Source organism: Sphingomonas sp. Leaf230 (genome assembly GCF_001421745.1).
Classification (GTDB): Bacteria; Pseudomonadota; Alphaproteobacteria; order Sphingomonadales; family Sphingomonadaceae; genus Sphingomonas.
Genome location: NZ_LMKW01000001.1, coordinates 964300 through 978176, shown reverse-complemented (window position 1 = coordinate 978176; position 13877 = coordinate 964300). Strand labels below are relative to the sequence as shown.

Annotated in this window: 13 protein-coding genes; all 13 read right to left on the bottom strand. The window is 66.8% G+C overall.

Annotated features, from left to right (window positions below; translation table 11 throughout):
• Positions 1–54 precede the first annotated feature (54 nt).
• The 13 genes from ASE82_RS04225 to ASE82_RS04165 are packed head-to-tail and all read right to left on the bottom strand — an operon-like array spanning position 55 to position 13170.
• Positions 55–975 carry a glycosyltransferase family 2 protein gene (locus ASE82_RS04225; protein ID WP_235524545.1) on the bottom strand — a complete coding sequence of 307 codons (921 nt, stop codon included), beginning with the start codon at positions 973–975 and terminating at the stop codon, positions 55–57.
• Entirely contained in the window at positions 972–1904 is a 933-nt protein-coding gene (locus ASE82_RS04220) for a polysaccharide pyruvyl transferase family protein (RefSeq protein WP_056059233.1), read from the bottom strand. The genes ASE82_RS04225 and ASE82_RS04220 overlap by 4 nt, the downstream gene beginning before the upstream one ends.
• Positions 1901–2974 (bottom strand): glycosyltransferase, encoded by a 1074-nt coding sequence (locus ASE82_RS04215; protein ID WP_056059231.1) that lies wholly within the window; start codon positions 2972–2974, stop codon positions 1901–1903. The genes ASE82_RS04220 and ASE82_RS04215 overlap by 4 nt, the downstream gene beginning before the upstream one ends.
• Positions 2971–3900 carry a galactosyltransferase-related protein gene (locus ASE82_RS04210; protein ID WP_056059228.1) on the bottom strand — a complete coding sequence of 310 codons (930 nt, stop codon included), beginning with the start codon at positions 3898–3900 and terminating at the stop codon, positions 2971–2973. Before ASE82_RS04210 ends, ASE82_RS04215 begins: the two co-directional genes overlap by 4 nt.
• A 51-nt stretch (positions 3901–3951) precedes the next feature.
• Positions 3952–4647, bottom strand: a complete 696-nt coding sequence (locus ASE82_RS04205) for a PIG-L deacetylase family protein (RefSeq protein ID WP_056059225.1) — start codon at positions 4645–4647, stop codon at positions 3952–3954.
• Positions 4648–4654: 7 nt separating this feature from the next.
• The gene (locus ASE82_RS04200; protein WP_056059222.1) at positions 4655–5863 is read right to left on the bottom strand and encodes a glycosyltransferase family 4 protein; all 1209 of its coding nucleotides are present in this window, start codon (positions 5861–5863) and stop codon (positions 4655–4657) included.
• Positions 5863–6693 carry a sugar phosphate isomerase/epimerase family protein gene (locus ASE82_RS04195; RefSeq protein WP_056059219.1) on the bottom strand — a complete coding sequence of 277 codons (831 nt, stop codon included), beginning with the start codon at positions 6691–6693 and terminating at the stop codon, positions 5863–5865. Before ASE82_RS04195 ends, ASE82_RS04200 begins: the two co-directional genes overlap by 1 nt.
• Positions 6690–8210: a YcaO-like family protein gene (locus tag ASE82_RS04190; RefSeq protein WP_056059217.1), complete on the bottom strand. Its 1521-nt coding sequence runs from the start codon at positions 8208–8210 to the stop codon at positions 6690–6692. The genes ASE82_RS04195 and ASE82_RS04190 overlap by 4 nt, the downstream gene beginning before the upstream one ends.
• On the bottom strand, positions 8207–9022 hold the full coding sequence (locus ASE82_RS04185; RefSeq protein WP_056059213.1) for a hypothetical protein: 816 nt from the start codon (positions 9020–9022) through the stop codon (positions 8207–8209). Before ASE82_RS04185 ends, ASE82_RS04190 begins: the two co-directional genes overlap by 4 nt.
• Entirely contained in the window at positions 9013–10008 is a 996-nt protein-coding gene (locus ASE82_RS04180; RefSeq protein ID WP_156348739.1) for a Gfo/Idh/MocA family protein, read from the bottom strand. The genes ASE82_RS04185 and ASE82_RS04180 overlap by 10 nt, the downstream gene beginning before the upstream one ends.
• A 2-nt stretch (positions 10009–10010) precedes the next feature.
• Positions 10011–11105 (bottom strand): class I SAM-dependent methyltransferase, encoded by a 1095-nt coding sequence (locus ASE82_RS04175; RefSeq protein ID WP_082441113.1) that lies wholly within the window; start codon positions 11103–11105, stop codon positions 10011–10013.
• Positions 11102–11995, bottom strand: a complete 894-nt coding sequence (locus ASE82_RS04170; RefSeq protein ID WP_056059206.1) for a hypothetical protein — start codon at positions 11993–11995, stop codon at positions 11102–11104. Before ASE82_RS04170 ends, ASE82_RS04175 begins: the two co-directional genes overlap by 4 nt.
• Positions 11992–13170 (bottom strand): inositol-3-phosphate synthase, encoded by a 1179-nt coding sequence (locus ASE82_RS04165; protein WP_056059204.1) that lies wholly within the window; start codon positions 13168–13170, stop codon positions 11992–11994. The genes ASE82_RS04170 and ASE82_RS04165 overlap by 4 nt, the downstream gene beginning before the upstream one ends.
• Positions 13171–13877: the final 707 nt, after the last annotated feature.

The window sequence follows — 13877 nt, the reverse complement described above, 5'->3', positions numbered from 1 at the left end:
CATGGTTCGAATATGGTGTATCGTGGAGGAAAGGCTAGCAGGTACAGTGGCTTATCAGATAAAGCGTGACATGCTTCGCCGGAGGGCGACCCACCAGAAGTAGACCAGGCCCCGGGCCTTATGGCGCAGCCGGAACCAGTAGAACCGCTTGATACCGGCATGCGTCTTCACAGGCCGCGTCCAGTCGAAGCGAACGGCAAGAATATCCTCGACGATGGCGCGAAGCGCGCGTCGGTCGGAGACGAGATACTTGGCGTACAGCGCGCCGTCGCCAAAGCTGTACCCTGCCAGCAACCGTGTCTCGTCTTCAATATCACGGCGCCCGTGATGATGATCGACGACCATCAGCGGGTCATAGAGTATCGCGACGCCAGAGCCTGCTGCACGAAACAGGAAATCCGTATCCTCGGCGGAAAGGAACGGGGCTCCGGCCCCGAACCGTTCGTCGAAGCATCCCGTCAGTCGCAGGACATCCGCGGTGAATGCCAGATTTGCCCCCATGATGAACCCACCCGGAAACCCGCGCGACGGCGCGACCATGGGATGGTCTTCAAGCTTGATCGTGACGGGGAGATCGGCCGGGTTGCCGAGCAGGATGCGACCGCCGATGATCGCCGGCCCGCTGGCCCTTTCGAACGCGGCGCAGACGGCCGCGAAATAGTCTTGATGCAGGACGCAGTCGTCGTCTGTCATCGCGATGATGCGCCCGGTGCAGTGCGCGAGCCCGGCGTTGCGCGCGCGGGCAAGCCCGGGGTGTGGTTCGTGGACGAGGTGGACGGGGAAAGTCTGTCGCGAGCGCCATTCCGTTAGTCGCTGCGGCGTGCCGTCGACCGAGTCGTTGTCGACCAGGACGACCTCCACGGTCGTGTTTCTAGCATACGCCGCCGCGCGCTCTACGGACTCTAGCGCAGCCGTCAGCGACACGGCGCGATTGCGCGTGCAGACGAGCAGGCTGACGTCGATGGCGGCAGTCACCGCGCGCCGACGAGCTGCTTGGCAAGAACCATGGCGTGTTCGATCGTCGAGGCTCTCGTCACGATCGCGTCCGGGGCGGGCCAGGCGTCGAGATATGCGGCGATCTTGCCGTAGTCGTTGTCGAGAACGACATGCGGAATACCCAGCAGATCCGCGAGGATATGACCATGCAGCCGGTCCGTCACGACGACCCGCCCTCGAGCGAGCAACCGCAGCCCACGGTCGACGCGTGCGACGGCTTGAGCTTCGCGTGCTTTGGCGTCGACTCCGACCGGTAAATCGGCATCGTCCTCCAGCCAGTCGACGACGGTCGCTGTATCGGCCGACGGTACCGCATAGCCTTGCCGTTCGTCGTCGGTGCGCATCAGCATCAGCACGTCGCACTGCGCCGCGTCGCGCGATTGCTCGCCGAGCGCATACGCCGAGTCCGGGGCTAGGTGCGACGAGCAGGCCAAATGTTCGCGTGCGAAGTCCAGGCTACGCGTATCGCGGACGTACAGGACGAAGTCGGGATGGTCGGCGACGAGCGCAGCGAACTGATCCACCTCGGAGGGCACGCGAAAATGGATCGACTGCGGTAGCTGCACGACCGGTCGGTCGCGGACCCTGGCCAAGATATCTTCGCGAAACCGCTGGTGATGCGGCCAGATGTCGCCGAGGTTTCCGCCGCCATGCAGGAACAGGATGCCGTCGGAACAGGCGCTACGAAAGGCATCGAGATCGAAATCGTGCCAGGTCGAAACGTAACACGGATCGCGCCCCGTTATCTGTCGCAGCAAGGCGAGTTCGCCGAGCCAGATCGCGCTGTCGCCGACGTTCGCATGATCCGGAAAGTCGACCAGCGCATAGCGAGAACCAAGCTCGACATGCGTCCGGTATAATGCGGAGAGCAGCGCGCGCTGCTCTCCCAGATGGTCGCTGTTCGTCATGCGACCCGCCCTTGTTCGTGACCGACAACGTCACGGTAAAGGTCCTCGCATCGATCGAGCCACCGATCACGTGTAAAGGCCGTCTCGACCCGTTCGCGTTGCGCGGCGCGGGGGCGTCGGATTGCTGCCGTGATCGCGTCGGCGAGCGCCGGAACATCACCGGGCGGCGCGAAGCATTCTGTCTCGCCGATGACTTCGCGCAACGCGCCGCGGTCGAATGCCGCCACAGGCAGGCCGCATGCCATCGCCTCGACCGCGACCAGGCCAAATGGTTCGTCCCAGCACGGCGTGAACACGAACACCGAAGCGCGACCCATCTCCGCCGCAAGCGCCGATGCATTTAGATGTCCGCCATAACGAATGCTGCCGTCCAGCAGCGGCGCGACGTCGGCTTCCCAATAGTCGCGATCCTCGATCGGTCCGAAGAGCGTAAGTGGGACGCCGGCCATCCGGGCTGCCTGCGCTGCCAGATGGGGCGCCTTGTCGGGCGTCATCCTTCCGCACCAGACCGCGCTGCCATCGCCTTGCGCGACGAACGGCCACGCGTCGGGGTCGATACCGTTGTGGAGCACCGAGGCTTCGCGTGGCGGGCCATCCGGCCACCAGGCGGCGAGCTGGTGTGCCGAGGTCGCGGTCAGGCGGTGCGTCGGCGCGACGCTGGCGTGCACGAACCAGCGGAGCGCGTCATAGGGCGGGACGTGCAGCGACGTGACGGTCGGAACCGCAGCGGTCCGCGCCGGCTCGAGCGGGAAGCGATGCAGGCTGTTGTTGTGGACCACGTCGAAATTACCGGCGGCGATCCGGTCGCAGGCGGCGGCGTAGCCATCGTCGAGATGTGCGATCAACGGCGCGAAGCCGCGGTGCTCGGCGCCCGGAAAGGTCCGTTCGTAATGCTCGGGGATCACGGCATCGATCGTGAACCGCGGGTCGCTGTCCCCTGAAGCGAACAGCACCACGTCATGGCCGCGCGCCTGGAGACCCGCTGCCAGATGCCAGCATTGCGATTCCATCCCGCCGGCGAACGGCTGCGCGATCGGCTGGCGGACATGGCAGAGGACCGCGATCCTCATTCGGCCGCCGCGGCTCTCTCGCTTGCGGCCAGCCGGTCTTCGAGCAGGCGGATGACGGTCGCGGTATTGGCGTAGGGCTGATGGCTCTGCTGGCCGGTCAGCGCGAGATCGGCCGCATCCGGACGCCGTAGAATACGGATCGGCCGACCTGGAGTCGGATCGATCAGCCCCATCAGGCGGAAGGCCTGGAGCCAATGACCCATCGTCCGATAGCCCCATTTGGTCTCGAACAGCTCGGCATTGCGCACGACGCTGTCCAGATGGTGCACCGGCGGCATGTGGTGCGGATGATATTGGTGATAGGCCAGAGCGCCCTTGATCCACGCGATCGGCACGCCGACCTGGTCGAGTGCCTTGCCGAAATCGGTATCCTCGCCGCCATAGCCGACATAGCGCTCGTCGAACCCGCCGAGACGGAGGAACGTGGCGCGTCGCATCGCGAAGTTGAGCGACCAGAAACAACGATAGTCGGTGCAGATCTCGATGCCCTGCGGCGGGGGACCGCGACGGTCCGAATGCTTCACCGCGATCTCGGCGAACCGGTCATACTGCCAATCGCCGTCGGTCGCGCCACCCGGCAGGTACAGGACCTCGCCCATCAACAGCCCGTCGAACGTGTCGAGGAACCCGGCATAATCGGCCAGCAATGTGGGCGTCGGAATGCAGTCCATGTCGAGGAAGACGATCACGTCTCCGGTCGCTGCGCGGGCCGCGGCGTTACGCGCGGAAGCGAGCGGAAGGGCGTCGGCGACGACCTGCATCTGGCGGATCGGGAACGGCGCCTCTGGCAGGTCGTACAGATCGTCCTGCATCACCGCGACGATCAGCTCGGTCGGCGGCAGCGTCTGGCGCATCAGCCCGCGGACGACGTTGACGAGATGGTCGGGACGCCCCTTGCCCAGGGTGACGACGGAAACTTCGGTCATGATGATGGCTCTGCTTGGAATTGGGGACGCGCGGCGGCGGTGGCCGGTCGATCAGAACGCTTGGAGGGGGTAGAAACGTTCCTCGGCGATCCGCTCGGTCCGCTCGGTCATCGCCTCGACCCCGCCGAACTGGAAGCCGAGTTGCGACGTGTACGCAGCACAGGCGGCGATCCGACGTGCGCGTGTCTCTGGGGTTAGGTGTTCGATCACCGCGGGCATGGCGGCAACGCGGTCTTCGCGATCGGCATAAGGCCAGTCTTCCCATAGCAACACGGTGTGATCGGCAGAGGATCGCCGGATCGCCTCAAGAACGACGTGATGGTCGACATGTTTGCCAAGGCACAGTGGCCCGAGGACGAGATCCGGCCGTTCCGCCGCGAGAAGCTCAGCCAGCGCCGCCGCGACATCGTCGACGACCCGGTCGTCGGGCAGCCGTGCCGCGAACAACATCTTTGCCGAGATGTAGCCACGGTGCGGCGCCTCCAGGAACGGCAGATGGATCGCGCGTGCGTCAAGGGCTTCGCATGCCGCGTGATCCTCGGCACGGCGCAGCGCCATATAGTCGATGTCGGCGCCCAGGCCCTTGTCGAGCTGGCACGCGAGCGCGAACCCGGTCGGCCGTGCGACGTTGCCGGTGAAGCAGGTGACGACCGTGACCTCCCAGCCTTGGTCGACGCGCGATGCCAGCAGCCCGCCGGCGGAGAAGGCGGCATCGTCGAGATGCGGCGATATCGCGAGCAGCTTCATCGGTCGCTCACAACAGATGCGGTTCGCTGCGGAAGCGGCAGGGCGTGATCGGCAGGTCCGTGTCGAAGGCGGCTTGCGGCTGGTTACGCAGGTCGCGGTAGATGCCGACAATCTGTTGCCCGACGGCATCCCAGCTATACACCCGGCGGCATTCTTCCAGCGCGGCGGTGGCCAGGCGTCTGCGCAGGCTCGTATCGGTGATGACGCTGGTCAGCGAGGCGGCCAGCGCCGGTACGTCGCCGGGATCGGTCAGCAGGCCGTTCTCGTTATCCCGGACGCAGTCGACGACGCCGACGGCGTGGCACGAGACGACCGCGAGGCCACACGCCATCGCCTCGAGGATGGTGTTCGAGAACCCCTCGGCATAGGTCGGCGACACGAACACGTCGTGCGCGCGGTAGAGTTCGGGGACCGCGTCATAGTCCGCATAGCCGCTGAACGTCACGCGGTCGGTGAGGCCAAGTTCGGTCGCAAGCGCCTGCGCCGAGTCGACGTCCGGGCCGATGCCCGAGATGGTGGCGTGCCAGTCGCCGTGCACCTCCGGTAGCGCCTGGAGGAAGTCGAGCACGCCTTTGCGGCGGTCGACGCGGCCGTGATAGAGTAGGCGGACCGGACCTTCGGGCGCTGCCTTGGATGCCGGCGTGAAATGGTCGGTATCGACGGCACCCGGAACGATCGTAAAGCGGTCGAGTGGGGTGCGGAGTCGGTCGTGAACCTCGCCCGCAAAACTGTTGCCGCCGATCAGCAGCGCGCCGGCATGATCGAGCACGCGGACCATCGCGAGCCGGTGCGTTTCGCAGCACGAGCCGACCCAATGCCCGTCACCGCCCTGGATCGACACGACGCAGGGCAGTCCGAGCCGGCGGGCTGCGATCATCGTCGCCCAGCCGGTCGGATAGCCATATTGCGCGTGGAGCATGTCGAACGGATTGACGGCGTGGTCGTGGGCGATGGCCTCGACCATAGCGTCGATATCGCGTTCGAAATCACCGCCATCCTGTTCGCCCAATGCTTCGAGGCCGACGACGCGCACGCCCGATACCGGGGGCGGGGGGCCGCCGCCGTAGACGCGGGCGCGTGCCGGATCGCCGTAATATTGGCTGATCATCGTCACGTCGTGGCCCGCCGCGACAAGCTGGCGCAACAGGTTGATCGCGTAGATCGACATCCCCGATATCGCGGGGAAAAAGCGGCGCGAGACGAAGCAGATCCGCATCAGGTAACCGCCGCGCGGAGATAGGCGATCGATTCGGGGATCGCCTGATGCGCGCGCGGGCTCTCGCGCGAGAGTTCGACGCAGACAAGCTTGTCGAAGCCGATCGACTCCAGCGCGGTGAGGATGGCGGGGATGTCCATGTCGCCCTGGCCGAAGGGGAGATGCGTGTGATCGCCGCGGCGCATGTCCTCGACCGCGACGGTGCCGAGGCGGTCGGCATAGGCGTGCACCGCGGCATCCGGAGCGATATCCTGCGTGACGAGGCAGTGGCCTGTGTCGAGCGCCAGCCGCAGGTCGGGATGGCGGAGCGCGAGTTGCGCATAGTCCGCGACGGTCTCGATCAGCATGCCGGGCTCGGGCTCGAGGCTGACGGGGATGCCGGTGCGAGTGGCATGTTCGACAACTTTGCCGAGCCCCGCATCGAGCCAGTCGAGCGCGTCTCCATGCGCAACACCGGCCTTTGGCACGCCGGCCCAGAACGACACGGTCTCGGCGTTTACTATCGCCGCAACCTCCAGCGCGCGGGCGAGAAACGCGATCCGCCGATCTCGGCCCTCGGGATCGGCCGTGACCAGCGTCGGTTCATGCTTGTCGCGCGGATCGAGCAGATAGCGGGCGCCGGTCTCGATCACCGCCCCCAGTCCAAGCGACCGCATCAGCGCGCCGACCCGCTCCGCCTCGTGCGCCCAATCGTTGGCAAAGGGATCAAGGTGGTGATGATCCAGCGTCAGCGCGACGCCGTCATAGCCAGCGTCGGCGATCAGGTGCAGCGCGTCGTCGAGCCGGTGGTTGGCCGCGCCGTTGGTGTTGTAGGCGAAACGGAGCGTCATCGTGCCGCCTCCGTCTCGAGGCCCTGTTCGGACCAGGCGACGTGATGCGCTTCGGGTTCGCGGTAGAGCGGATAGAGGGGGCCGACGATTTCGTCTGCGAGTGCGGTATCGAAGAACGGCTGGCCGCCGAGCCGCGCGACTGCTTCCTCGGTGAGGCGGACGGGCCGGCGGGTCGCGCTTTCCTCGCCGCCGAAGCTGACCAGCGGGCTGTCGAGTGCGACCAGCTTGGCGACGTTGCGCTCGCCGATCCGGTAATAGCTCATCGTCTCGACCTCCATGCCCGGCACGATCACCTTGACGACCGCGACGCTGGCATCCGCGGGAGACATATCGACGTAGAGAATGTCGAACCCGGCCGTCTCGACCGCCTCCCTCGCCAGTCGCCCGCGCGCGCGTGCATCGGGGACGTCCGCGCGCGGAAGGTCGGCAAAGGCCCGGCGCCTGCGCTCGGCGAGCATCGTGTCGGCGAGCCAGTCCCTGAGCGTCGCTGCGTCGACATCCGTCCAGCGCTGCATCTCCGAGAACGCGCGGCTATCGCTCGATTTCGCGGCACCGCCGGCCTGCGCCATGAACCGATCGATATAGCCGCGCGGCGCGATCGTCTCGGCGAGTGCCATTGGGCCATGCGCGAAGGCTTTCCGCGCGCGGCTCGCGGCGTATTCGGCAATCGCCTTGGCCAGCGCCTGCACCGCGTCGGGATGCGCTGCCTCACCACACGCCGTCGCCATGATCGGCACCGCGGGTTCGCGCGCATCGACACCGACGCAATAGACGTTGGCGAGGCCGAACTCGTCGGTCGCGAACTTGGGGATCACGCGGACGTCGGCGGCGGCGAACCGGTTGATCAGGTCGCCGATCTCGGCGGGTAGGCTTTCGGGGAGGTCGATCGCGACGCCGCGATCGAGCGCGCGGAACAGCAGGCCGTTGCCGTCGCGCTGGAGGATCTCGCACAGGCCGTGGCCGATCGCCCAGTCGAGGTCCGGCCCCGCGCCCATCCCGTTGGAGATGATCGTCGTGAAGGGCACGTAGCTGGGCGCCAGTTCCTTGGCGGAATAGGCGGCGAGGTCGATCGGTACGAGGACGCTGGAACCGTCCGCCCACCGCCTGGCCTCGACCCAATCGAGCGGCGTATCACGGCCGACCGGGGAGCCGGCGGGCAGGCACAGCGTCAGCGGATCGGCAATCCCACGCTCGCCGCGTTCACGGACGAGGTCGGCATAGCTGCCGTGCGTCTTGCCGCGCGCCGACAGGGTCAGCGTCGGCCAGACCATCTCGGCGATTTCGCCCAGCGCACCCAGGATCGCGGCCTCGTCGGTCGCGCCATAGCCGACGCCGTACGGCATGATGCCGTCTAGGTCCGCGGTCTCCGGGAACAGCGCGACCACCCAGACCGGGATGCCGACACGGTCGATCCCGTCGATCGGAAACGCGACGATGTCGCCGGCGGGAAACGCGTCGAGATAGAGGTGGCAGGCTGCGCCCAATTGCTCGGGCAGGCCGGTGATGGTGCGGGTCATAGGGGGATCCTCTTCACGCCCGGCGCACGGGCCAGCGCCTCGTCGAGCACGGCGACGGCGACATCGCGACCGACTTCGGGGGCATATTCGAACGGGGTCAGGACGGCGTCGAACGCGAGCGGCGCGATCACGTCGCGGTACTGGCGGATCTCGCCGTGCGTCAGCGGGATGTCCTTGTGGAACGCCTTGTGACTCGAGATCGCGTGGCTGACGCCTGCCGCGTCCTGGTCGATCTTGAACATGTCGCCGCAGAACAGGCGCCTGCCGACCGCATCGTGGAACGCCGCCTGGCCTTCGTAATGGCCGCCGACGTGATGCAGCGTATAGCCTGGCGCAATCTCCAGCACGTCGTCATACGGCGTCGTGACGCGGAACGCCTTGGTCATGCCGAGGTCGTCCTTGTGGATCGCGAGCATCTCAGGGTTGCAGTCGCGCTGGAGTTGGAACAGCGCGCCATAGCCATGCGCATGGCTAGCCGCGAGATAGCGGATCCCGCCAAGCCGCGCGATCTGTTCGAGCATCGCGGGTGAATAATAGGGGGCCGCCTCGAAGGCGATGTTGCCGCCCTCGCGGACGATCAGCCAGCCGGTGCCACCGAGTCCGAGATGCGGTGTCGTGGTGAAGGCCCAGAGATCGTCGGCAACCTGTCGCCAACTGCCGTCGTGGGTTGCGGCGACATCCTGTTCAGGGAGGAAGCGCCAGCCATCCTCGGGCAGGTCGTTGCGCGTATCGTTGCAGACCGGACAGTCGGCGGGTGCGAAATGTCGCTGCCAGAAGCCGCAATGCGCGCAGGCATACCAGCTCAGAGGCATGATCGCGCCTCGGTATAGGCGGCGTCGAAAAGGCGCATCAGCGACAGGTCCCGGTCAATAGAGAAATCATGCGCGTCGCCGCGGACGGCGGCGGCGAACGCGGCGGCCTGCGCGGCAAAGGGTGACAGCGTGGCGTCGAAGGGCAAGGCGGTCTCGTCCCCGGTGCGTGCGCAACGGCGGATCACGGCGCCACCCTCGGTCTGTCCCATCGTGTCGGTGGCGACGAGCAGGCCGTCCTCGCCGAGGATCTCGAGCCTGCGGCGGGGCAGCACTTCGGGGCAGTTATACGCGACGTGGCTCTGGACCAGGATGCCGCCTGCGGTGCGACCCGACAGGATGCCGCCATCGTCGACCGGATAGTCATGAATGCGTCGCTGCAGGTCGATGTGCAGGCGCGCGAGCGGTTCGTCGACCAGCATCGCCGCGAGATCGAGGCCGTGCAGCGCAAGGTCGATGACCGCGCCGCCGCCCGCCGCGGCCGGATCGGCGCGCCAGTTGCAGCCGCTGCCATCGCTGGACGGCGACCAGCTCGGGTCGACCCAGCAGGCATAGACGATCCGTACCGCGATCGGTCGGCCGATCGCCCCGTCGCGGATCGCTTGCGCCATCGCGCAATGCGCGGGATGGTGGCGCTGGTCGAATGCGGTGCCGTAGAGGTGTCCCGCGACGGCCGATCCGATGGCTTCGGCATCGTCCAGCGTCGCGGCGATCGGCTTCTCGCACAACACCGGCACGCCCGCCGCAACGGCCGCGCGGACCGGGTCGGCGTGAAGATTGTTGGGCGTGGCGACGTAGAGGCAGTCGAGTGCGGCATCGGCCAGCATCGCCTCGACGGTATCGTAGGCGAGGATTCCGCCGGACATCGCGCTGGCCTGCGCCATCGGCGAGGGGTCGGCGATGGCGACGAGCGTCCCACCTGCCGCGGCGATGCCGGGCGCCATATAGTCGCGTGCGACCCAGCCGAACCCGACAATGCCCCAGCGCATGCTCACCACCGAGCCGGCAGGTCGAGGACCCGGCGGTTTCGCGCCGCATCGCCGGAGTCCGATAGCCATGTGGCGGCTGCGCCATATTCCGTGCGGTAGCGATCTGAGGGCCAGTGCGGGGTATCGCCATCGAGCAACGGGTTCGGTTGCAGGACCGCATCGGCGACCGGCATCGCCAGTCCGCCGGTCAGCAGACGCGCCGTGCCGCCATCCGCCTCGACGATCGACCATGCCTCGATGGCGGGATCGTCGGACCATCGGGTCGACGCGGGCGGATCCCCTACGAGCAGTGCACGACGCAACTCGCGCTCATCGTAAACGACGGCATCTGGAAACAGCGCTGCCCATTCGGACGACGCGCGTGCCGGTCCCATTGCCCCGCCAGAGACGGCGGCGTTGTGGAGGTGGCTTACCGCAAGCACGCCGCCGGGTGCGACGGCATCACGCAGCAGCCCGGCGATCCGCGGCTGGTCTGGCAGAAAATAGAAGGCGTCGTGACACGCGACCAGGTCAAACGTCTGCGCCTCCACTGGCCACAGCGCGACGGCGTCGAACACGACATACTCCGCGGCCGGTGCGACCCAGTGCTTTGCGAGCCAGCATTTCGAGAACACGACGTCTGCGCCGACGCACGCGACGCCTCGCGCTGTCAGCTCGCGGAGATAGTGACCGATCCCACAGGCCAGCTCGAACCCGGTCCCCGGCTGCCGCCAATGCGCCTCGACCAGCGCGAGCCCGGCGAGGTACGTCGGATCGCTCCAGCGATGCGCGAAGTAATCCGCGACCGGCCCCATCCGCAGCAGCCCCATCGCCGCGCGCAACGTCAGCGTGTCACGCTCACGGACCAGCTGCTTCAGCTCGCCGAGATCAGTCGCAGGGCCGGTCCACCACGCATCCTGATCGGTCAGCAGCGCGACCAGCGCATCGCCCGGGCAGCCTGCGTCGAGATGGTCGAGCGTCACCGCCACCAGCCCCTCGCTGTCGGTCCGAAGATACGGGATGCCATCGACCACTGGCCAGCGCTCTCCGGGCGCGGCGAGCGAATGCGGCGTATCCGCGACGAGCGGTCGTCCGGTGACAGGCGAGCGGTATATCACAACAGGCCGACGTCCGCCAGAACGTGGTCGTGGAACGTCTTGACCGGGCCGGCATGGACGAGTTCGTAGGTATGCAGCACCGTGTCCATCGTCGCCGAGGCGGCGCGCGTGTGCTGTTCGATTTCCAGCACGCGGTCGAGCACGTCGGCGGCATGGAACGCCCGGGCCGCCGGCGTCGCGTCGCCAGCGATCGGCGCGATCGCCGCGCGAACCTGCGCCGCCACCGCCGGATCGAGCATCGCCATCGCCTGTTCGCGCGCGGCGTCTATCACGCAGTCGAGCAGGTCGCCGAGCAGCACTTCGCCGGTGAACCCCGCGTCGGGCATCGCCGCATTGTGGAAATGATGCGCCATCGATGCGAGGAACACCTCCGCCGGATCCGCGCCGTAACCGGGTGCCGCGAGCACGCAGTATACTGCGACGATCAGGCAGTGCTCGGCGTGGTTCTCAGGCGGCTGGAGCAACAGGCGCGGCCGCCCCGGGCAAGTGACGCCCGCACGCGGCTGCGTCGCGAGTTGCGTGACGAACCGTGGCACCGGCCCCGCCGCCGGTGCGCCCTCTGGCAGCGCATTGCGCAGGTCCGCCGCGAGCGCCGGGTCGAGCAACACTGCCACCTCGTCGAACCCGCGTTCGAGCACGGCACACGCTTCCGCATCGGACAGGCCAAGCTCGGCCAGCGTGGTGCGGTCGAGATCGCCCAGTCGTGCCGCGGCGAGCGCGGCCGCGACGGTACGACGCATCACCGCAGCCGGCGCATCGCCCGCTGCCAGCGCCGCCCAGCCACGCGCGAACAATCGCTCGGCGATCGACCCGTCGCGTTCCGCCGACCGGATCCGCTTCAGGTCGCCAAGTTCACGCAACAGCGGCAGATGCGCAGCTTCGAACGTCATCGGCGATCAAGCCAGGTGTCGAGGATCAGCTGCTGCTCGCCGAATGCGTGGATCGGCTCGCCGCCGTCGGCGGTCTGCGGCATCTTGAAGAAGATCCCCATCTGGTCCTGCACGCCGCCTTCGCCGCGCGTCTGTGCCAGTGCCAGGCAGCGCGCGATCTCGATCGCCAGCGGTGCGGCGAGCACCGAATCCTTGCACAGGAAATTCAGCTTCAGCTGCATCTTCTGGCCTAGGAAGCCGGTCAGGTCGATGTTGTCCCACGCTTCCTTGTTGTCGCCGCGCGGCTTGTAATAATGGATCATGATGATGTGATCCTCGACCGGATAGCCGAGGATCTGGTCGAGGACCGACTTCTTGGTATCGACCTTCGACGCGAGGCTCTTGGGATCGTCGAGCGCGAGGCCGTCCGAATTGCCGAGGATGTTGGTCGAGAACCAGCCATCGACATGCAGCGCGCGGTCACGCAACGCAGGCGCGATCACCGTCTTCAGCAAGGTCTGGCCGGTCTTGCCGTCCTTGCCGGCGATCGGCACGCCGCGCTGGCGGGCGAGTTCGGCGAGCGGTGCGACGTCGGCGGCGACCGACGGCGTGAAATTGGCGTAGGGCGTGTCGCTGGCGATCGCCGCATAGGCATAGAGCATCGCCGGGCTGATCGCTGCGTCATCGCTGTCGAGACCGCGCTCGAAGCCCTCGACGCTGGTCAGCGCGTCCGCACCAAGATCGGCCTTGCGCTCCGTCGAGGCGAGATTGATCATCACGACGCGGTCGAGATTCTGCTCGGTCTTGAAGCGCGCGAGATCATCCTGGATGTGCTGGACCGCGGCGCGGTGGCCGGGCGCGGCGATCTTGTTGGCGCCGTCGATGTTCGCACAGAAATCGGTCGAGCCGACGGCGGGCCAGGGCCGCATGTCCGACAGGCTGGACGCCCCGTTGGCGAGTTCGCTCTCGCTCAGCACGCCGTGCTTCAGCGCGGCGGTCGCGAGGTCGTCATGGCTGAGGTCCCAGCCGCCGAAATGGAGATCGCGGTATGCCGCCATGCCGTCGACGTCGCGGCTGGCGAGCGGCAGGCCCGACAGGTCGTTCGACCCCGCGCGGATCATCGCGATCCCCGCGGCCGCGGTGGTGGCCACCGCGCCATTCAGTCCGATCACTGCGATCCCGACCCGTTCGCCCATAATTACGTCCTCTCAAAACTGAGCGCGTGGCTAGCTGTCCGTAAAGTAAAGTCCACCGAAGTCTGCGGAAATTGCCGCTAAACTGCTCCGGGAATTACATATGTTGCTGTCGCGATAGGGGAAGACGATGAGGCCTCGTCGGGGCGCCACCTCGTCAGGAGAGCCTTGTTGGCTTGATCGGATTCTCGACCCCTAGTGTTGACCGAAAACCGCGAGATTGAACGTCGGGTCCGCTATCCGCCAAGGGCCGCAATCAGATCATTGGGATCGATGCCGTCGATAGGTCGATAAAGTCTCCCATCCCATGGTCCGATACAACGCCCGGCCAACCCCTTTCCGGCGGTGGTCGAGAGCCGTAAGGGTGCGGTCGTAAACAAACGCTTCCGCGGTGTCGGCCGCCAATCCGCTTGTCGGGGCTCTCCAACTTTCGCAACGACGCACCGTCGTCATGAAGTCCCCGGTAAGCTCCACGTGCCACCTTCCGGGGAGCGCTGACCGCAGCGCATCGGGTGGGCTGCAGACCTGGAGCAAATGGCCTGGGCGGCTAACCCCTTGAGCCAGTTCGACAAGGCCCGGTACAATTCGAGATTCCGTACGTTCTGTTCGGTGCGATCGGTTGTCGATTGGGCTTCTGCTGGATCACGCAGCAACCAACGATCCCACGCCTTTCCAGCGCTAAGCGGGGGGCATTGTCGCATTGCCCTTCC